Annotated in this window: 15 protein-coding genes; 7 read left to right on the top strand and 8 right to left on the bottom strand. The window is 63.8% G+C overall.

Features of this window, described 5'->3' with window-relative positions; translation table 11 throughout:
- Nucleotides 1-24 precede the first annotated feature (24 nt).
- Nucleotides 25-2571 (bottom strand): GumC family protein, encoded by a 2547-nt coding sequence (locus tag NKI21_RS16925; protein ID WP_023809193.1) that lies wholly within the window; start codon nucleotides 2569-2571, stop codon nucleotides 25-27.
- Nucleotides 2572-2769: 198 nt separating this feature from the next.
- Here NKI21_RS16925 and NKI21_RS16920 point away from each other — a divergent pair, with 198 nt between their 5' ends.
- Nucleotides 2770-4065 carry a lipopolysaccharide biosynthesis protein gene (locus NKI21_RS16920; RefSeq protein ID WP_023809194.1) on the top strand — a complete coding sequence of 432 codons (1296 nt, stop codon included), beginning with the start codon at nucleotides 2770-2772 and terminating at the stop codon, nucleotides 4063-4065.
- 2 nt (nucleotides 4066-4067) lie between these two features.
- Here the strand turns inward: NKI21_RS16920 and NKI21_RS16915 are convergent, their stop codons facing one another.
- From NKI21_RS16915 to NKI21_RS16905, 3 genes are read right to left on the bottom strand one after another with little or no spacing between them, the layout of a single operon-like run.
- Nucleotides 4068-4997 carry a DUF6492 family protein gene (locus NKI21_RS16915; protein ID WP_023809195.1) on the bottom strand — a complete coding sequence of 310 codons (930 nt, stop codon included), beginning with the start codon at nucleotides 4995-4997 and terminating at the stop codon, nucleotides 4068-4070.
- Nucleotides 4994-5788, bottom strand: a complete 795-nt coding sequence (locus NKI21_RS16910) for a WecB/TagA/CpsF family glycosyltransferase (RefSeq protein ID WP_023809196.1) — start codon at nucleotides 5786-5788, stop codon at nucleotides 4994-4996. The genes NKI21_RS16915 and NKI21_RS16910 overlap by 4 nt, the downstream gene beginning before the upstream one ends.
- On the bottom strand, nucleotides 5785-6957 hold the full coding sequence (locus NKI21_RS16905) for a glycosyltransferase family 4 protein (RefSeq protein ID WP_352722960.1): 1173 nt from the start codon (nucleotides 6955-6957) through the stop codon (nucleotides 5785-5787). Before NKI21_RS16905 ends, NKI21_RS16910 begins: the two co-directional genes overlap by 4 nt.
- A 172-nt stretch (nucleotides 6958-7129) precedes the next feature.
- On the opposite strand from NKI21_RS16905, the gene NKI21_RS16900 reads away from it, so the two are divergent.
- The 3 genes from NKI21_RS16900 to proC are packed head-to-tail and all read left to right on the top strand — an operon-like array spanning nucleotide 7130 to nucleotide 10306.
- Complete coding sequence (locus NKI21_RS16900; protein WP_023809197.1) at nucleotides 7130-8128, top strand: glycosyltransferase family 2 protein; 999 nt, start codon at nucleotides 7130-7132, stop codon at nucleotides 8126-8128.
- A complete protein-coding gene (locus NKI21_RS16895; protein ID WP_023809198.1) occupies nucleotides 8097-9431 on the top strand; it encodes an O-antigen ligase family protein in 1335 nt (444 codons plus the stop codon). The genes NKI21_RS16900 and NKI21_RS16895 overlap by 32 nt, the downstream gene beginning before the upstream one ends.
- 59 nt (nucleotides 9432-9490) lie before the next feature.
- The gene (gene proC, locus NKI21_RS16890) at nucleotides 9491-10306 is read left to right on the top strand and encodes a pyrroline-5-carboxylate reductase (protein ID WP_023809199.1); all 816 of its coding nucleotides are present in this window, start codon (nucleotides 9491-9493) and stop codon (nucleotides 10304-10306) included.
- Between the two features lie 3 nt (nucleotides 10307-10309).
- Here proC and NKI21_RS16885 read toward each other — a convergent pair whose 3' ends face one another.
- On the bottom strand, nucleotides 10310-11626 hold the full coding sequence (locus NKI21_RS16885) for an NAD(P)H-dependent oxidoreductase (protein ID WP_352461267.1): 1317 nt from the start codon (nucleotides 11624-11626) through the stop codon (nucleotides 10310-10312).
- 338 nt (nucleotides 11627-11964) lie between these two features.
- Here NKI21_RS16885 and NKI21_RS16880 point away from each other — a divergent pair, with 338 nt between their 5' ends.
- From NKI21_RS16880 to NKI21_RS16870, 3 genes are all read left to right on the top strand, one after another.
- Nucleotides 11965-13371: a PTS galactitol transporter subunit IIC gene (locus NKI21_RS16880; protein WP_128302666.1), complete on the top strand. Its 1407-nt coding sequence runs from the start codon at nucleotides 11965-11967 to the stop codon at nucleotides 13369-13371.
- A 73-nt stretch (nucleotides 13372-13444) separates the two neighbouring features.
- Nucleotides 13445-13906, top strand: a complete 462-nt coding sequence (locus NKI21_RS16875; RefSeq protein WP_127267974.1) for a PTS sugar transporter subunit IIA — start codon at nucleotides 13445-13447, stop codon at nucleotides 13904-13906.
- A gap of 17 nt (nucleotides 13907-13923) precedes the next feature.
- Nucleotides 13924-14211, top strand: a complete 288-nt coding sequence (locus NKI21_RS16870) for a PTS sugar transporter subunit IIB (protein ID WP_023809203.1) — start codon at nucleotides 13924-13926, stop codon at nucleotides 14209-14211.
- Between the two features lie 33 nt (nucleotides 14212-14244).
- On the opposite strand, the gene NKI21_RS16865 is transcribed toward NKI21_RS16870, so the two are convergent.
- From NKI21_RS16865 to NKI21_RS16855, 3 genes are all read right to left on the bottom strand, one after another.
- Nucleotides 14245-15639, bottom strand: coding sequence for a multicopper oxidase family protein (locus NKI21_RS16865; RefSeq protein WP_352866421.1), 1395 nt, complete (start codon nucleotides 15637-15639; stop codon nucleotides 14245-14247).
- A gap of 103 nt (nucleotides 15640-15742) precedes the next feature.
- Nucleotides 15743-19552: a methionine synthase gene (metH, locus tag NKI21_RS16860; RefSeq protein WP_352441058.1), complete on the bottom strand. Its 3810-nt coding sequence runs from the start codon at nucleotides 19550-19552 to the stop codon at nucleotides 15743-15745.
- A 131-nt stretch (nucleotides 19553-19683) separates the two neighbouring features.
- A complete protein-coding gene (locus NKI21_RS16855) occupies nucleotides 19684-20502 on the bottom strand; it encodes an alpha/beta fold hydrolase (protein WP_352441060.1) in 819 nt (272 codons plus the stop codon).
- Nucleotides 20503-20661: the final 159 nt, after the last annotated feature.

Below are 20661 nucleotides of genomic sequence, written 5' to 3'. Positions count from 1 at the left end.
CGGCACCGCGCAGATTTTTGTGGCTCAGAAGTAGCGGCGGCGCGCGCGGCTCTCGGTCAGTTCGCGAACCGCTTCGCGGAATTCGCGCAGGCTGGCGCGGATTTCCTCGATTGGCGCTTGCTGCTCGGCATCCTCCGCGGCCCGCGACGGCTCCGCCGATTGCTGATGAGGCTGAGGCGCCTGTTGCTGCTGGAGGGGCGGTTGTGGATAGGACTCGGAAGCAGGCTGAGCCGGATCGGGCTGCTGCCCGGCGTTGGCGGCCGGCATCGATGGCAAATAGGGATAGCCCGGCGGCTGCGCGTAGCCCAATGGCTGCGCGTAGGGATAGAGCTGCGGCCCGGAATATGGCCGCTGCGTCACCATGGGAGGCGGCAGTGGCGGCTGCGCCGTCTGCTGCGGATGGCCGCCGGGCTGGAAAGGCGGCGCCGGGTATGCTGTCGCGGCCGCCTGCCGAGGCTCGAAGGCCGGCGCCGACTGGGGATAAGCGCGGTATTGCGGATCCTGCATTGGTTTCGCGTTTTCGGCAGAGGCCCATTCAACGGTATCGAACGGCTCCTCCCGGGATGGCCTGCGGGAGACGGACTTATGCAGTCTCGACAGCAAGGCACCGATCCGGCCGGGACCTTCGGCCGGCGAGACCTCGGCTTGCTGGACAGGCGGTGGCGCGGCCGGCGGTGGTGATGCAGGCGGGGGTGTCGATGGCTGCGGCGCTGGTGTTTGTGGCGGCGCCGGCGGCGCTGCCCGATATGCCTTGTCTTCGTAAGGCGTCCGGCGTTCGTCCGTGCCATGGTCGCGGCGCGAGCGCGAATTGGCGGTGTCACGCAGGCTCTCATAGGCGCCACGCATGGCTCCGAGGCCAATGCCGGAGGCAAAGCCCAGCAACAGGCCGCCGAGCGCGACCACGACCCGCGACGGCCCGTTTGCCTCGAGCGGCGCGAAGGCCTTCGAGATCACGTTGATGTTGGCTGTGTTGATGTCCTTCTGCTCGCCGGTTTCCTTGGCGCGCAGCAGATACTGTTCGTAGACGGAACGCTTGGCGGTCGCCTCGCGCTCCAGTTCGCGCATCGACACCAGGTCGCTGTTGACGTCGCCGCTGCGGACCTTCAGCTGCGCCAGGCGAGAGGCAAGGTCCTGTTCGAGCTGGACCGCGCGCTTGAGGTCGACCTGCAGCGACGAGCCTATACGGCGCAGCTCCGCGGCGATGCGGTCGCGTGCGCCGGCAATCTGGGCATTGAGCGCCTGGAGTTCGGGATGACGCGGGCCGAACCGGATGGCGGCGCGGTCAGCCTCCTGCTTGAGCGACGCATATTGCGAACGCAGATCGCTCATCGTGTTGGAGTTGATCTCCTCCGGCAAGGTGCCGGTGAGGACCGAATTGACGTCGACCGACCGCGCCGAAGCGGCCCGGGCATTCAGCTCCAGCGTGCGGGCGCGGGCAATCGACAGTTGCTCGTTGAGCTTCAGCATCTCGTCATCGCTGATGAGATGGCCCTGCGCGTCGACAAGGTCGTGCGTGGCCCTGAAATCTTCGACCTTGCGCTCGGCGGCCTCGACTCCCTTGCGCAACTCGTCAAGCCGGGCCGTCAGTTCGTCGGTGGCGCGGCCTGCGGTGTCCGACTGTATCTGGCCGAAAGTCTGCAGAAAGACATCCGTCATCGTGTTGGCGATGAGGGCCGATTTCTCGCCATTCTGCGTGGTGGCACTGACGGTGATGACGAAGGTCTTGCCGCCGCGCTCGACCGAAAGGCTCTCGGCCAGATTGCCGACAGCAAGCGCGCGGCGGCGGGCGTCGTCGACACCGCCCGGCCCGTCATTGCGGGACAGGACGGAGCGGATGAGCGACATGACGCTGAGGCCGCCGCCGTCTTGCCCATTGAATTCCGGATCATTGACCAGATTGAGCTTGTCCACGACCTTGTTGAGAACGGTGCCTGATGTCAGCACCCGGACCTGGTTCTCGACGATGGCCAGCGTTGCATCGGAAGCCACGACCGACTGGGTGAGGTCGCGATCGGTGAGCTTCAGGTCGCGTGGGTCGACGATCAGTTCGGTGGTGGCTTCGTATTTCTTCGGCGTCGACAGCGCGATGGTGATGCCGAGCGCGGCGCCCAGTATCGTCGTCGTCACGATCAGCAGCTTCGACTTGCCGACACCGCGCACGACCTGCATCGGGTCGATCAGCGGCTTCCACTGCTGGCTGTCCATGCCGTCGTTTCGGGATACCGACGCGTCGCCTGCAGCGTAAGGGTCCGATGCACGATCGGCGCGACGGGCGCCAGCGGTTTCGGCGGCACCAATTTGTGTCCGTGGCGTGGTTTGCGCGCGGTGCGGCGATGAAGCCCGCTCCTGATGCCCGTCGGTCGCGACCGGATCCGACAGTTTCGGGTTGCGCGCCTCGCGCTGCGAACGGGCGAGGCGATGACGTGTGGCGGCATCCTCGCGCCATGACGGGTCTGCCCGGTCGCCTATCGAGACCAGCGACGCGTCGGGTTCGTCGCCGCGCACAGCCTGGCCAAGCGCCAGCAATGAGCGCTCGCGCTTCCAGTCTTCGCGGTTTTCCCTGTCGACCATCGTCTGGAACTTTACCTTTGGCGACCTGCAAACGGCGATTGGCCATTCGTTAAGCCACGCTAAACAGGCATGGAAAACAAAAGGTTAATTTTCCCGCGCCGAAGCGTCGGTTTCTCGCTTCGGTTGCATCTATTTTCGACACAAGCCCAAGCTCCAGAACGGCACGTTAAGTTTTCCGGCCTAGGCTCTCCTCGAGACATGACGCAGGCCAGTGACATACCGCAAAGGCGGCCCCTCGCCCGGATCGGCAGCTTTTTGGCCGAACGACGGGGGCTGCTTCGCGACTATTTCTCGGCGATCAGCGGCGCCGGCGGGCGACTGGTGTTTTCGCTGGCCTATTTCATCGCGTTGGCCAACACGCTGTCCATTTCCGAATTCGGCATGTTCGCCACCGCATCGGCGGCCGGTGTCATGCTGTCGCGCATCCTCGCTTTCGGGTTCATCTCGGCGCTCTACCGCACCGCCACCATCCGCCCCAATCTGATCGGCACCTTCTCCGCCGGCTTCCTGCTGCTCGGCGTGCTGTCGCTGCCGCTGCTGGCCGCGGCCTCGTTCGGCGTCTATCTGCTTTTCTTCGCCGACACCGTGCCGCTGTCGGTGTTTGCGGCAATCGTCTTTGCCGAAGCGCTGTTGTGGCGGCCGGTCGAGGTAGCACTGATCGTCAACAACGGCCTGGGCAAATTCGGCCGCGCCGCGCTGCTGGCCATCCTGGCGACCGCGCTGCGGGCGCTCGGCGCGGTGCTGTTCATGTTCTCAGCACAACACAGCGTCTGGATATGGTCTTGGTTCTATATCGGCGCCAATGCCGCCTCGCTGCTGATTGCCTTCGGCTTCTTCTACCCGCGCCAGAGGCTGCGGCTGCGGGTCGCTCTGTATCTTCGGCGATTGGCCGATTCCATCTATGTGGCCGGCGCCGAAGTGCTGTTCTACCTGCAGATGGAGTTCGACAAGCTGCTGGTGCTGGCGATCGGCGGCCCGCATCTGGCTGGCATCTACGCCATCATCATGCGGCTGGTAGACCTGACGGCCATTCCGATCCGCACCTTCTCGATGATGCTGGTGCAGCGCATGATGCGCGCACCGGAACTGTTGTCACGGCTGGCGGTCAAGAGCGGCATCGAAGGCGGTGTGTTCGCGGTCTCCACGGCAGCGCTGCTGACGCTTGGCATCGTGCTGCACTTCTTCCCCAACGCACTCGGCAAGAATGTCGCCGAGGCTGCCCCGCTGGTGGTGCTGGCGATCTGCGTGCCGGGACTGCGCAATCTTGTCGAATACCAGGCCGAACTTTTGTTCGCGCGCGGCCAGACGCTGGTACGGGCGCTCAATCTCGGCCTGCTCGCCGCGCTGAAGGCACTGTTGCTGACCTATGTGCTGACGACCATCCTCGACACGCCGAATCTGGTGCTATCGCTCAATGTCGTCTTCCTGCTTCTGTATCTCGCCTCGACGCTGCTCACCTATTCGGCGATGCGCAAGCCGGCGAAGGCGATTTAGCACTAAGAGCGGTCTAGCCCGATCAGACGGCGGATGCGGCCGATGTCGGTGCCGATGAAGGACTGCATGCCGATCGCCACCTGCTCCGGCGCCATGGCGGCAACGAAGCGGCGGAACTCGTCATCCGAAAGCGCTTCGCCGGTCCAGTGCACACGGCAGAACTCTTCGGAACCGTGGAAGTGGCCGGCTCCGTCCAGCAGATCATCGACATAGCGGCCGTAGATCATGCATTCGGAGAATTTGCGCGCCCAGCCGACGACCTCGACCCAGTCGCGGCCATGGACCTTCTCGATCTCGCCGCACATGGCCAGCACGCTGTCGCGCCGCCACGCGATCAGCGTCGAGATATAATCATGGATCGACGTCCGGGACGGGTCGATGCCGAGTGCCGATCCCGCATTGCGCGACCAGATGCGATGCTCCTCATGACCTTCGTCCGCCAGGACACCGTCGCGGCGAAACAGGCGCACCTTGCCGTCGCGCCAGAAGGCGCCGCAGTCGAAAGGTTTGAGGAAAGCGACGTCTGAATCGCAGAAGATGAGCACGTCTTGAGATGCATGCCCCGAGATGGCGATGCGGCGCAATTGCTGCACATGCCAGCCGCGCAGCGGCTGGGTCTTCAGGCTGAGCCAGACGCGCCGGCGAAACAGGCTGAGCGGATCGTCGACGGCGTGCAGCCAGCGCGGCAGCAATTCACGCTCGTCGACGACCGTGCGGCGGCCGGTTTCCAATTGGCGAAACAGACTGACGTCGCGATGTTCGACCAGGATGTAATGGTGCGCCGCGCCCGAAACGTGGCGATCAAGTGTCTCGCACAGCAGGCGGCAGCGCTCGAAGTCGGGCGCGTAGCTTGCCGTCACGATTGCCGCCGTCGGTGTCTGCCGCAGCGGGCTTGGCTCGACAGCGGCACCTGGCACGAACCTGCTGTTCACTTGATATCCCTCGCTGCTTCGGGTGTCCGCGAGAATTTCTGCCTGACGACGCGCAGCAGGAACAGGGGGTTGCCGACCACATAGCGGCGCCACAGGCGGCTCGGTTCGACAGCCAACCGGAACAGCCATTCGAGCCGCAGCCGGCGCATCCACAAGGGCGCGCGGGGCACCGCGCCGCTCAGGAAATCAAGCAACGCGCCGACGGCGATCGGCAGCGTGCAATGGCGCGCGTCGATGTGGCGTTCGATCCACAATTCCTGGCGTGGCACGCCCATGGCGACGAGCAGCACGTCGGGCCGAAGCGCGGCGATCCGGTCGACGATTTCCTGCTCCTGCGAAGCAGGGAAATAGCCGTCATGGATCACCACGAAGCTGTGCTGCACCGCCAATGCGGCCAGCTTGACCGACGCCGCTTCGGCATTGACGCGCGTCGCGCCGAGCAGCCCGACGGTGAGCGGCGTCGTTGAGGCCTGCAGGAAGGCCGGGACGAAATCGGTACCGTTCAGATTGTCGGGAAATGGCGCCCCGTAGAGGAGTCTCGCCGCCAGATCGATACCGATGCCGTCGGGCAGGATGAGGAAATCATCGAGTGCCTCGGCGAACACCGGGTCGGTATAGGCGATGTTGGCGTTGTGGGCGTTGAGGAAACTGACCTTGGTGAAGCGCCGCTCGGCAATCAACCGGTTCAGCAGGGCGATGGCATCGTTCCAGCGGACCGCAACCACCGGGATGCCAAGGATCGTCTTCAGCTTGTCGAGCCCGGACGCGGCGCGGGCGGAATGCATGTTCACGCAAACGCCTCCTGCCTGACGGGAGCGAGTTTTTCGAGGCCGAGCCGGATGGCGGCGTCGAGCGCCTTGACCTGCGAGCCCCGGAACGCGCTGCCGTCAACGTCGCGGATGTCGGCCGCCGCGGCCTCGAGTGCCCTGGCGAAGGCGGCGGGATCGTCGGTGACGACGCAATTGGACGGACGGTGGTCGATGCCGCGCAGCGAACGGCTGGTGGCGACGGAAGGCAGGCCGAGCTCGAAGGTTTCGATTGTCTTCAACTGGACGCCGCTGCCTGCGGTGCTGATCAGCGGAATGACGGCAGCACCGCGCACGAACGCCTGCGCGTCGGGCACGCGGCCGACAAATTCAACACCCGGATGCTTCGACGTGACGCCCGAAGGCATGTGGCCGGCGATGCGGATGCGAAAGTCGGGCCGCAGATGCGGCACGACTTTGCCCAGGAACCAGTCGAGGCCGATGCGGTTCGGCTGCCAGGTCCAGGTGCCGATCAGGGCGGCGTCGCAGTCGATGCGGCGCGGGCCTTTCAGGGTTGGCGCGTGGGCACCGGTCACCAGTGGCAGCACCGCCGAGCGGTCGTGCGAGGCGACACCGAGGGCGGCGCGGTCTTCTTCGGCCAGGGTGAAGACGAAGCGCGCCCGGCGGCAGAGACGCTCTTCGACGATCTTGAGCAGCCTCGCCTCGCGGCGAAACAGCAGGCGCTGGAAGAGGCTGCCAGCGGCAGCGGCATTCTCCCGCGCCGAAAGATGCTCGACATTGTGGGCAACGAAGATCGAAGGCCGGTCGGTGAACAGTTTTTCGAAGGCACCGGCGAACTGCACGGAATTCAGGACATAGCCATCAACCGGTCCAGCGCGCTCAATGGCAGCGAGAACATCGCTGTCGGACACGGCGCGCAGCTTGGCCGAGGCGAAGGTGAGGCCCGAAAGCAGCGCCTTGCCGACCCAGGCCAGCTTTTGCCGCGCGGAGGCATTGTCCGTGCGCACGTCGATGGCACCCAGAACCACGGTGTTTTCGGGGTCGGCCGCGGGTTTTCCCGGCCAGGTGAAGCCGATGACGGTTACGCGCGCGCCAGCGCGCCGCAAGGCAGCGATGATCGCAGCGTTGGCGATCTCGTAGCCCGAGGCGAGAGCGCCGTCAGGCACGATCGATGTGGCGAACAGCAGATGCATCTCACCTATCCTGTGGTGTAGCCGGTAGCAAAGTGCGGTGAACCCTTGATTAAGCCAGCACATTCGACGGCCGAAAGTCCCTGTCTGGCGGGCTTCTCCGTGGAAGGTGATTAACGAAACCTTATCAACCGTGGTGCTACCAGAGCCCAACTCACCATGTGGCTGGACGCGGATGATCCCTTTGCCATCGGACGGTTCGGTATCGATCGCTGGACGCACGCCGCGGCTCGACGTCGAGGCCGTCGAAGCCGTCGTCACCTTGCCGACCTTCAAGCGCCCCGAGCAGGTGCTGGAAACGCTGGCGTCGCTGCGCGCGCAGCAAACCGGCAGGCGCTTTGCCGTGATCGTCATGGAAAACGAAGCCGAGGCGCGGGCCGGCGCCAAGGCAGCGCTGCCGCTGTTCGAGCGGGGCGAAATGTCGGGCCTGGTGATCATCGCGCATGAGCGCGGCAATTGCAGCGCCTACAATGCCGGCTGGCAGACGGCCATCCTGCAATTCCCGAACTTCAGGCATCTGCTGGTCATCGACGATGACGAGATCGCCGATCCGCAATGGCTGGAACGGATGTGCCAGGCTGCCGAAACGCTTGGCGCCGATATTGTCGGCGGCCCGCAGGTGCCCATGTTTGCCGACCCTGCCCATGCGCGATGGGCCGAGCATCCGGTGTTCGCGCCGCCTTATCGGGAAACCGGACGCGTGCCGGCGCTCTATTCGTCCGGCAATCTTCTGGTCGGGCGCAACGTGCTGATCGCCATGGGTCCGCCCTTTCTCGATCTCAGATTCAACTTCATGGGCGGCGGCGATTCCGACTTTCTCAGCCGGTCGGCGCAAAAGGGCTTTGTTCTGGGTTGGTGCGCCGAGGCCAAGGTGCTGGAAACCGTTCCGGCGCGGCGTATCGAAGCCGACTGGATCCGTGCCCGCAGCCTGCGCAACGGCGTGATCTCGACACTGGTCGAAAAGAAGAAGCGTGCCGGCACGCCAATGGCCGGCGCCAAAGTGTTGCTGAAGAGCCTGGCACTGCTTGCCGCTTCGCCCTTTCGCGGCCTGATCCGGCTGGCGCGGACCGGATCGCCTGATATCGCCATCTACCCCGTCCATGTGGCGCTGGGCCGCGTGCTGGCCGAATTCGGATATGCCAATGAGCAATACCGCCAGCCTGAGAAAAACTGAGCACGCGCCGCTCAGCGCCGCGTTCACGCGCGAAGGCGTGGCCACCGCCATTGCCGCGCTGCTGTTCACCGTCATCATGGTGTCCTTCCGGCCGTTCCAGCCGGGCGGCGCAGAACTTACCGGTCAAGGCGGCGACATCGTCAACCAGCTTGGCTTCGGCTCGCTCGGCGCCATGTCGATCTTCTCGCTGATGGCCTTTGCCGATCCGCGCGTCGTGCGCTCGCTGCTCAGCCCATCCTGGGTGCTGATGCTGGGCTTCTTTTTCCTGTCGGTGGTCCTGTCGACCGATCCGCCTTCGGCGATGCGCGCCGCCTCCTTCACCCTGATCGGCATCCTGACGATGGCGACGATCCTGGTGCTGCCGCGCGACGCCGAAGCCTTCTCGAAGGTGATCATCTTCACCGCCGTCGTGGTCATGGGCCTTTCCTATCTCGGCCTCATCGTCTTTCCGCACGAGGCGATGCACACCGCCGACTCGCAGGAGCCCGAGCATGCCGGCCTGTGGCGCGGCGTGTTTACCCACAAGAACATCGCCGGGCCGATCATGGCCTGCCTCAGCTTCGCAGGCCTCTATCTCTACCGGCGCGGACAGCGCTACTGGGGCGCCGGGATCTTCCTCGCAGCGATGATCTTCATGCTGCACACCGGCTCCAAGACGACTGCCGGCCTGGTGCCGTTCTCGATCCTGATCGTGATGTTCCCGAGCCTGATAGGCATGCGGCTCGGCACGCCGATCCTGTTTGCGCTGGCGATCGTCGCGACAGCGGTCGGCACGCTGGGCATCGTCTTCCTGCCGCCTGTAAAACATCTGGCGGCGATCTATTTCCCCGGCATGACCTATACCGGCCGCACGACGCTGTGGGAGTTCGCCGGCAGCATGCTGGCGAGGAAGCCATGGACCGGCTACGGCTATGAAAGCTTCTGGGGCACGCCGCTCTTGCTCAACCAGGACCAGCCCTTCGACCGGCCGTGGGACATCAGGACCATCGTGCACGGCCATGACGGCTATCTCGACATCGCCGTGCTGATGGGCATTCCGGCACTGTGCGTGGCGGTCTACACTTTCCTCATCGCGCCGCTGCGCGACTACATGCGCATTCCGTTGCGCAGGGAAAACATCTTTCTCGGCGACTTCTTCATGATGGTGGTGCTGTTCACGGCGCTGAACGCCTTCCTCGAAAGCTTCTTCTTCCATCGCGGCGACCCGGTCTGGCTGTTCTTCGTGCTCGGCGTGCTTGGCCTCAGGCAAGTGTCGCTGCGGCCAATCGCGGTACGCGATCCCGATCGTGGCTCGCGATCCTGACAGGGCTTCCCCAGGGAAGCGCCAGCGTCTATGTGATGGCTTCCTTCGGAGGGCTTTCGATGACGATCAGACTTGTTCTCGCCGGCTGCGGCAATATGGGCTACGCCATGCTCTCGGGCTGGCTGAAATCCGGCAAGCTTGCGCCGTCGGCGGTCTTCGTGGTCGAGCCCAATGCCGATCTGCGCAATCGCGCGGCAGCGCTGGGCTGCGCGACATCAGCCGATGCCGATGGCATACCGGCCGATGCCGTGCCCGATCTCGTCGTCATCGCGGTGAAGCCGCAAGTGATCCGCAACGTGATTGCCGCCTACAAGCGCTTCGGCGACGGCCGCACCACCTTCGTCAGCATCGCCGCCGGCACGCCTGCCGCCACCTTCGAGGAAATCCTCGGCAACCGCGCGCCGGTCGTGCGCTGCATGCCCAACACGCCCGCGGCGATCGGCAAGGGGATGATGGTGGTGTTCTCCAACAGACTGGTGTCCGACGATACCAAGCGTTTCGTCGCCGACCTTTTGTCGGCGAGCGGCGAAGTGGCCACCATCGACGACGAGGGCTTGATGGATGCGGTGACCGCCGTGTCCGGATCGGGGCCGGCCTATATCTTCCATTTCATCGAGGCGCTGACCGTGGCCGCCGAGAAGGCCGGGCTGCCAGCCAAAACCGCCAAGCTGCTCGCCATGCAGACCGTCTACGGCGCTGCCTCGCTTGCCGCAGAAAGCAGCGAAGAGCCGGGCGTGCTGCGCCAGCAGGTGACCAGCCCCAAAGGGACGACGGCCGCGGCGCTGGAGGTGCTGATGGGCGAGGACCGGCTGACAAATCTGCTGACGCAGGCGGTGGAGGCGGCGCGGTTGCGGTCTGTCGAGCTGGGGAAATAATCCTCAGCTTGCCCCGTACAGCATCTCGTCCTGCAGCCGGCGCAAGGCGAACAGCCTCGTCGTCTGGTCGGGCGATGCATTGTCGGCGGTCAGCAACTCGCCTTTCCTGACCGGTTTCAGCACCCTGCCGCCCTCGAGCAGACCGACCGGCACGGCGCGCTGGGCACGGGCTTCGCCGACGGTCATGGTCCAGGAACGGTAGCAGGTCTCGCCGATCGCATCGAAGGTCTCGGCGGCGGCAAGGTCGCGCTTGGCGACGGCGCACACTTCGGCCACCGGCCTCGGCAACGGCACCATGTCGGGCTTGCCGAAAAGCACGATGCGGGCGGCGGTCAGCGGCACCTCCAGCGACGTCAGATGATAGGGCCGGAACAGGCTGTAATAGGGGCCGTGGCCGATATGCAGATCGTCCATGCGCTCGATGATGCGCGGATGCGTCGCCTCGACGATGACGAAGACGCCAGGCGCGACGCCTTTGCCGACCGTGTAGTCGACGACGCCTTTCTTCAACAGCAGACCGCCATCCTCGCGCGGAATGAGCACCTTGGCGAGGTCGTCGCGGTCGGCCTTGGGGCCGTGCATGCCGGGCACATCGGGCACCAGCCCGGTGGCGTTGGCGATGGCGCACATCTCGACCATGGTCTTGGAGCCGTCGACGAACTCGACCAGCATGCGCGGGTTCATGTTGCGGCGGATCGCTTCGGCGCGATAGTCGTCCGGCACGGCATCGTGGTTGAGCGGGTTGTTCTTGCCCTTGCCGGCCGAGACGATGGTCAGCCCGAGTGCCGACGCAAACTCGATCAGTTCCATGCAGCTCGACGGCTCGTCGCCCGCACCCACCGAATAGACGACGCCAAGCCGGTCGGCCTGCTGCTTCAGATAGCAACCGATGGTGACGTCGGCCTCGACGTTCATCATCACAAGATGCTTGCCGTGCTCCATCGCCATGAGGTCGAAGTCGGCGGCGACACCCGGCTTGCCGGTGGCGTCGATGACGACGTCGATCAGCGGATTGGTGACCAGCATCTCGTTCGAGGTGATGGCGATCTTGCCGCTCTCGATGGCGCCGGTGACTTTCGACGCGGTGTCGGCTTCGACCGCCATGGCTTCATCGCCATAGGCGATGCGGATGGCATCGCGCGCGGTGTGCGGGCGGCGCGTCGAGACGGCGCAGATCGAAATGCCTGGCATCAGCATGCCTTGCGTGACCAGATCGGTGCCCATTTCGCCCGAGCCGATGACACCAATGCGCACCGGGCGGCCTTCGGCGGCACGCCTGGCGAGATCACGGGCAAGGCCGGTCAGGGCGACGTTGATCATGCAGGAATGTCCACAGCTTCGTGATTTGGGATCGGATAGCAGGGAACGGGTTCTATTTGCCAACGAAACCCGGTCGCGACCGGCAATTTCCACGAAATCGTCTCGGAAGGACGTCCTTCGGGGCTCGATTGGCCGAAGCGCAACCAATTGACATCGCAGCGAACAACCCCAATAAAACATTCGTTTGTCAACAAAGGCAAATGTTCACCGACGCGACAGTCGGGAAGCATTCGCCTCTGGCGCAAATTGGGGAGTGTCTTTGCGCCACGGCGTCAAAGGCTGGATGGAGCATCATTGCGAGGCGTCGAGCGAAGGCTCGCGGCTCCAGGGGAGGAAAAATGGATACTGTTCTCGCGGGCCTCAAAGGGGCCATCGATACGCTTGGCCCGACGATCCTGCTGCCAATTGTCATTTTCATCATCGCCGTGGCTCTGGGCGCCAAGGTCAGCAAGGCTTTTCGCGCCGCCGTCACCATCGGCGTCGCCTTCATCGGCATCAATCTGGTGCTTGGCCTGATGTTCACGTCGATTGGCGATGTCGCCAAGGCCATCGTCACCAACACCGGCATTCATCGCGACATCATCGATGTCGGCTGGCCCTCCGCGGCCGCGATCGCCTTCGGCTCGTCGGTCGGCCTCTGGGTCATTCCGGTCGGCATCCTGGTCAATATCGTGCTGTTGCTGACACGCATGACGCGCACGCTCAATGTCGACGTCTGGAATTTCTGGCACTTTGCCTTTGTCGGCTCGCTGGTGGTCGCCGCAACCGACAATCTGGCCTATGGCATCGCGGTCGCAGCACTTGTCGCAGCACTCTCGCTGCTGTTCGCCGACTGGTCCGCGCGCGCGGTACAGCAGTTCTACGGCGTGCCCGGCATTTCGGTGCCGCATCTCGCCTCGGCACAGATTCTGCCGATCGCCATTGTGCTCAACTGGATCATGGACCGCATTCCCGGGATCAACCGCATCAACATCAACACGGACACGATCGAGCGCAGGTTCGGCGTGTTCGGCGAACCTGTCGTGATGGGCCTGATCATCGGCCTCGTGCTTGGTGCGATCGCCTTCTACAATGCGGGTGATCTCAGTGTGGTGCTGGCAAAGGTTCTGGGCACCGGCATGACGCTGGCCGCGGTGATGCTGCTGCTGCCGCGGATGGTCAAGATCCTGATGGAGGGGCTGATCCCCGTTTCCGACGCCGCACAGGCGTTCGTGCGCAAGCGCACCGGTGACCGAGAGCTTCTCGTTGGTCTTGATTCGGCGATCCTGATCGGCCATCCGGCCGCGATCTCGTCGTCGCTGATCCTTGTGCCGATCGCGATCATCCTGTCCATCATACTGCCGGGCAACCGCGTCATCCTGTTCGCCGACCTCGCGGTCATCCCCTTCATCGTCGCGATGACCGCGCCGCTGGTCAAAGGCAACGTGTTCCGCATGGTGGTGATCGGCACGGTGACGCTGGCCATCGGCTTCTACGTCGCCAACGCGCTGGCGCCGCTGTTCACAAGCGCTGCTGTCGCATCGGGCTTCAAGTTGCCGGCGGACGCGCTGCAGATCACCTCGGTGGTCGACGGCTTCCTGTGGGTGCCTTACGTGGTCATCGAGGCGATCCAGGGGATGGGGCTTGTCGGCATCATCGTGATCGCGGTGGTCATCGCGGCATTGTTTGTCCTCTACCGCCGCAATCCGCTCGGCTGGGAGCGGGCCGCGGGCGCCGAGGACGAGCCGGCCGAAGAGACGGCCTGACCTGATAGCGTCCACCCTTTAAACCGATCGTGCGCCCTTTCCGGGGCGCACGATTTCATCGACGGAGCAAAGAATGTCCGACGGCCTCATGCAGCTTCTGGACCCCGACGCGATCGTGCTCGGATCCGATGCCTCGACCAATGAGGAGATCATCCGCATCCTGGCGGGCCGGCTGGAGAGACTTGGCTATGTCAAAAGCAGCTATGCCGACGCGGTCGTGCGCCGCGAATTGACCATCCCGACCGGACTGCCGCTGGAACGCTCCGACAATGTCGCGGTGCCGCACACCGATCCGGAGCATGTGCTGAAGCCTGGCATCGCGATGGGCACATTGAAGCAACCAGTCACCTTCGCCAACATGGAGGATCCCGACGAGATGCTGCCGGTCGGCTTCGTCTTCCTGCTTGCCATCAACGACAAGGACAAGCAGATTGAGGCGCTGCAGGCCGTCATGGCCACCATCCAGAACCCGCAAGCCTTGGATGATTTGAGGTCGGCCAGAACCCTCGAAGACGTGCGAGCCGTACTCGGCTGAAACAAGGAGAAGCAGAGATGTCCAGACAGAAAACCATTCTCTTTGCCTGCGGCACGGGCATCGCCACCTCGACCGCGGTCAATGTCGCCGTCACCGAGGAAATGAAGAAACGCGGCCTCACCTTCAACGCCCAGCAGGCAAAGGCCACCGAAGTGCCTGGACTGGCCGACAATGTCGACTTCATCGTCGCAACCACACCGATCTCCGCTTCGGTGACCAAGCCGGTGATCAAGGGCCTCGCCTTCCTCACCGGCATCGGCAAGGACAAGGTGCTGGACGAGATCGAGGCGCAGTTGCGCAAATGACGGCACAGACGCTACGCGCAGGCTGACGCGGCTTCACACCACCCTGACATAGCTCGTCATTCCCGATTTCTGGTGCTCGATGATATGGCAGTGCAGCAGCCAATCGCCGGGATTGTCGGCGACGAAGCCGAGCTGAACCTTCTCGTTGGGCTGGATGAGATAGGTGTCGGAAATCGCAGGCTGAACCTGGCGCGTCGAGGATGACAGCACCTTGAAGCTCATGCCGTGCAGATGCATCGGATGGGATTGCGGCGTCAGGTTCTCCATGTCGATGACGTAGCTTTGGCCAAGCTTCAGTTCGGCCAGAGGCGCGGTCGGATCCTTGGTGTCGCCGGGCCACGGCACTTTGTTGATGGCCCAGAAACTGTAGCCAAGCGAACCGCAGATGCCATCGCTCGGGACGTTTTCCGCCGTGGCGCTCAGTGCCAGGGAAATATGCCTGGCGCTGGCGAGATCCACTTCCGCCACCGGATTGAGCTCCAGCGGCGCGAGATCGCGAATGTCCCGTTTGAGCGAGTTTCCAGTCGCACGCAGGGTCGCCAGGATTTTTGGCTTGGTGCCCCTGACGTCCCTCAAGCTGACGATCGCACCTTCCTCGTCGGGCATGCGCATGGCCAGCTCCATGCGCTGGCCGGGTCCAAGCAGCAAGGCATCGGGCGAAAAACGTTCAGGCACCGGATTGCCGTCGAGCGCCATGACACTCGCCTCCGCACCGTCGACGCGAAAAGCGTAGATGCGCGTGACGTCGGTGATGGCGACCCTGAGCCGCACCAGCCCTCCCGCCGGCGCGTCATATTGCGGCTGATCCAGCCAATTGGCGGTGCGCACCGTGCCGTAAGTGCCGGTTCTCGCGGCATCGCGCGGCCGGAACTGGTCGATGAACTGACCGTCGTCGCCGAGGCGCCAGTCGCGCAGGTTGAGGACGATTTCGGCATCGAATTTCGGGTCGTTGGGATTCTCGACCACGATCACGCCGGTCAGGCCATGGCCCATCTGCTCCAGTGTGTTGCAATGCGGGTGGTACCAGAAGGTGCCGGCGTCGGGCGGCGTGAAGGCGTAGTCGAAATGATCGCCGGTATAGACGTAGGGCTGGACCAGGAACGGCACGCCGTCCATCTTGTTTGGAACGCGAATGCCGTGCCAGTGGATAGTCGTCGGATCGTCGATCGCGTTGACAAGGCGTGCAGCGAAGGGCTCGCCCTTTTTCATTCTGAGCATGGGCGGCATTCCGGCGTTACCATAGGTCAGCACATCCCTGGTCTGGCCGACATCCATCAGCTTCGCCTGGATCTTTGCCGTCTGCAAAACCACCGGCTCAGTTGTGGCAGCTGCCAAGCCGCCAAGCCGACCCATGGCCGAAAGCCCGACCCCGCCCGCGCCGGCTATCGCTGCCGTTTTCAAAAGCCTGCGGCGTGTGAGTAAGGTCATTCGGCGCTCCAACTGCAAAGGCGACTGCCCGCGAAGGTGTAACCGCCGCGCCATGGATCACAAGCCGGGAACCCGCGCAAATTCTGTTGAGGGCATGCCGTCGCTATTCAGCCGCCTCGGCGTAGTGTGCCGGCACGTAGTTGAGGATGGGGCCAAGCCAGCGCTCGACCTCGGCCAAGGGCATTGCCTTGCGGCGTGCATAATCTTCGACCTGGTCGCGTTCGACCTTGGCGACGCCGAAATAGTAGCTTTCGGGATGCGACAGATAGATCCCCGACACGGACGAGCCCGGCCACATCGCATAGCTTTCGGTCAGGCTCACGCCCGCATTGCCCTCACCGTCAAGCAGCCGGAACAGCGTCGCCTTCTCGGTGTGATCCGGCTGCGCCGGATAGCCGGGCGCCGGACGGATGCCGCGGTAAGGTTCGCCGATCAGCTCGTCGGGCGCCAAGGCTTCGTCGGGAGTATAACCCCAGAATTCCTTGCGCACCTTCTCGTGCATGCGCTCGGCAAAGGCTTCGGCGAAGCGGTCCGCCAGCGCCTTGACCATGATCGACGAATAGTCGTCGTTCGCCCGCTCGAACCGTTCGGCGATCGCCACCTCCTCGATGCCGGCGGTGACGATGAAGCCGCCGATGTAGTCGGGCTTTCCGCTGTCGGCCGGCGCGACAAAATCCGACAGCGCGACATTGGCCTTGCCGTCGCGCTTGGTCAGTTGCTGGCGCAAGGTAAAGAAGGTCGCCAGTTCCTGCGACCGCTTTTCGTCCGTGAACAGCCTGATGTCGTCGCCGACGGCATTGGCCGGCCAGAAGCCGATGACGCCGCGCGGGGCGAACCATTTTTCGGCGATGATCTTTTTCAGCATCGCCTGCGCATCCTCGAACAGCTGGCGCGCGGCGGCGCCTTGCGCCTCGTCTTCGAGAATTTTGGGATAACGGCCCTTCAGCTCCCAGGTCTGGAAGAACGGCGTCCAATCGATGTAGCGCGCGAGTTCGGTGAGATCCCAGTTCTCGAACACCTTGACGCCGGTAAAAGACGGCTTCGGCGGCTCGTAGGCAGACCAGTCGATCCGGTGCGCATTGGCCCTCGCCTTGGCCAGCGGCAGCCGTTGCTTGTCGGCTTCGGAGCGGGCATGTGCATCCGCGACCTTCTTGTATTCGGTGCGCACCGTGTCGACATAGCCGCCCTTGCTCTCGTTCGACAGCAAGGACGACACGACGCCGACCGCCCGGCTGGCGTCGGTGACGTAGACCGTCTGCCCCTTGCTGTAGCGCGGGTGGATCTTCACCGCCGTGTGCACGCGGCTGGTCGTCGCGCCGCCGATCAGCAGCGGAATGTCGAAGCCTTCACGCTCCATCTCGGCGGCCATGTGCACCATTTCATCGAGGGATGGCGTGATCAGGCCGGACAGGCCGATGATGTCGACATTTTGGTCGCGCGCCGTCTGCAGGATTTTCGCTGCCGGCACCATGACGCCGAGATCGATGATCTCGTAATTGTTGCAGGCCAGCACGACGCCGACGATGTTCTTGCCAATATCGTGGACATCGCCCTTCACCGTCGCCATCAGGATCTTGCCCGCGGTCTGGCGTTCGCCATTGTCGATGCCGTTGGCGGCGTTGGCCACCTTCTCGGCCTCCATATGCGGCAGCAGCCCGGCCACCGCCTGCTTCATCACACGCGCCGACTTAACCACCTGCGGCAGGAACATCTTGCCCGCGCCGAACAGGTCGCCGACGACGTTCATGCCGGCCATCAGCGGGCCTTCGATGACATGGAGCGGGCGCTCGGCGGCAAGCCGCGCTTCCTCAGTGTCGGCGTCGATGAATTCGGTGATGCCGTTGACCAGTGCATGGCCGATCCGCTGTTCGACAGTCCATTCGCGCCAGGCGAGATCGCGCTCCTGCGCTTCCTTGCCGGCCGTGCCCTTGAAGCGTTCGGCGATCTCCAGCATGCGTTCGGTGGCGGTGCCGCCGGCCTTGGGCATGCGGTTGAGCACGACATCCTCGCAGGCTTCGCGCAGTGCCGGCTCGATCGTATCGTAGACGGCGAGCTGACCGGCATTGACGATGCCCATGTCCATGCCGCGCTGGATGGCATGGTAGAGGAACACGGCATGCATGGCCTCCCGCACCGGCTCGTTGCCGCGGAACGAGAAGGAGAGGTTCGACACACCGCCGGAAATGTGGACATGCGGCAGCGTCGCGGTGATCTCGCCCGCCGCCTCGATGAAGTCGACGCCGTAATTGTCGTGCTCCTCGATGCCGGTGGCGATGGCGAACACGTTCGGATCGAAGACGATGTCCTCGGGCGGGAAGCCGGCCTGTTCGGTCAAAAGCTTGTAGGCGCGGGTGCATATCTCCACCTTGCGCGCTTTGGTGTCGGCCTGGCCATCCTCGTCGAACGCCATGACGACCACGGCGGCGCCATAAGCGCGCACGAGCCTTGCATGATGCAGGAATGCCGCCTCGCCTTCCTTCATCGAGATGGAGTTGACCAGCGGCTTGCCCTGCACGCATTTCAGGCCAGCCTCGATGATCTCCCATTTGGAACTGTCGACCATGACCGGGACACGGGCGATGTCCGGTTCGGCGGCGATCAGGTTGAGATACTCCACCATCGCCTTCTTCGAATCGATCAGGCCTTCGTCCATATTGATGTCGATGATCTGCGCGCCATTGGCGACCTGGTCGCGCGCCACGTCGAGCGCGGCGACATAGTCACCCGCCGTGATCAGCTTCCTGAACTTGGCCGACCCGGTAACATTGGTGCGCTCGCCTACATTGACGAAGGGAATTTCGTCCGTCAGCGTGAACGGCTCCAACCCGGACAGGCGCATCTTGCGCTCGATGTCGGGAATGGCGCGTGGGGGATACTTTTTCACCGCCTCGGCGATGGCGCGGATGTGCTCGGGCGTCGAACCGCAGCAGCCGCCGACGACATTGACCAGTCCCTCGCGGGCAAACTCCTCGATCTGCGCGGCCATGAAGTCCGGGCTCTCGTCATACCGACCGAATTCATTGGGCAGGCCGGCATTCGGATAGGCGCAGGTGAAGGTGTTGGCGACGCCTGAAATCTCGGCCAGATGCGCGCGCATGGCGTTGGCGCCGAGCGCGCAGTTGAGGCCGATGGTGAACGGGCTGGCGTGGCGCACCGAATGCCAGAAGGCCGTCGGCGTCTGGCCCGACAGCGTGCGGCCGGAGAGGTCCGTGATGGTGCCCGAAATCATCACCGGCAGGCGCACGCCCTTCTCGATGAAGATCTCTTCCGCTGCAAAGATCGCCGCCTTGGCGTTCAGCGTGTCGAAGATGGTCTCTATCAGGATGATGTCGGCGCCACCGTCGATCAGGCCGCGCAGCTGCTCGCCATAGGCGAGGCGCAGATCGTCGAAGGTCACGGCGCGATAGCCGGGATTGTTGACGTCGGGCGACATCGAGGCGGTGCGGTTGGTCGGCCCGAGTGCACCGGCGACAAAGCGGCGCTTGCCGTCCTGCTGCTCGGCCCGAACAGCGGCGCGCCGCACCAGCCGCGCGCCATCGCGGTTCAGCGCGTAGACGGCATCCTCCATGCCGTAATCGGCCTGGGCGATCGAGGTCGAGGAGAAGGTGTTGGTTTCGAGGATATCGGCGCCTGCGATGGCGTATTGATAGTGAATCTCCTCGATCGCCTTCGGCTGCGTCAGGATCAGAAGATCGTTGTTGCCTTGCTGGTGGCAGGCGCAGCCGGCGAAGGCCTCGCCGCGAAACTGGTCCTCGTCAAAGCCGAGGCCCTGGATCTGCGTGCCCATGGCGCCATCGAGGATGAGGATGCGTTCGCGTGCTGCTGCCGTCAGCGCGGCAAGCACTTCCGAGCCGTCCGGTTTTGCCGCGACGGGGCCGAACAAATCGTCCAGCGATGCAGAATTCTGCGACATTTTTTATCCCTTTGGCGACAGGCCTTTTCATGTCACATAAGGATATCTTTATGTCAATATACGGTAGGTGCACGTGATTGTCACCCACCTGTCTCGAAGGCGGGGTCTGTGGCGCCGGTTTTCCGACGGACCTACGCTCTGTCGAAGCTTGCCAGGAAGCGGGCGAAGACCGGATTGAAGCGATCCGGCGAATCCCAGAACGGCGCGTGGCCGGATTTGTCGAGCAGATGGGCCTTGCCTTCCCATAGATTGGAGAATTTCACAGCGGAGACGAAATCGGTGTTGACGAATGGCTCGTCGATGCCGTTCAGAACGGCGATCGGCGGCGTCTTGCCGGCCACGATCTCGCGCTGGTTCCGCCCGGTGCCGGCCGCGAACTTTTCGAACATCAGGCGCCGCGCCCTTCCATCGGTGCGCGCCACCGTGTCGATGAGAAACGGCTCGAACGGCTCGCCGCAGGTGCTGCGCGCATAGGCCTGGACATCCGCGTCAGTGAAGGTTTCCTGCCCGGCAAGGTGCATATGCGGGCTCGGCTTGAAGCCGTTGCCGACCTCCTCGGGCGAGACGGGCGGCGTGCCGGTGATCATCAGGCCAAGCAGGCCGGGAAAGCGGTCGATCATCTCAAGCCCGATATGGCCGCCGAGCGACCAGCCGAAGACGATGGCCTTGTCGATGCCGAGCAGCCCGAGCACTTCGGTCATGGCGTCGGCATAGCCTTCCATGCTGTAGGAACGCTCCGGATCGATCGCATCGGCGGACGCTCCATGGCCGGGCAAGTCGGGAGCGATGAGATGGTAGCGCTCGCCCAACATGCTGTCCAACTGGTTGCGGAAAACGGCGCTGGAAGATGAATTGCCGTGGATCAGCATGACAGCGGTGCCTTCGCCACCGGTCTGGCGAACAGCGATCTTGCCGTGGCTGGTTTCAAGGGTCTTCTGCGAGATCGTCATTGTCCGCTCCGTCGGGAATTGCCCTGTTTTAACGCAGTTGCGCAGCAAAGCGCCACGGCTTCCATACCTTTGCGGGAACCATCTTCCCGGCTAGGTTGCGTTGAAAAATCCTTTTCAAATAAGAACAATTATGCGTAGATTGTCAATTATCCAACTCCC

It is taken from the genome of Mesorhizobium sp. M0715 (genome assembly GCF_040320355.1).
Lineage (GTDB): Bacteria > Pseudomonadota > Alphaproteobacteria > Rhizobiales > Rhizobiaceae > Mesorhizobium.
This window is presented reverse-complemented; position numbering and strand designations above follow the sequence as displayed.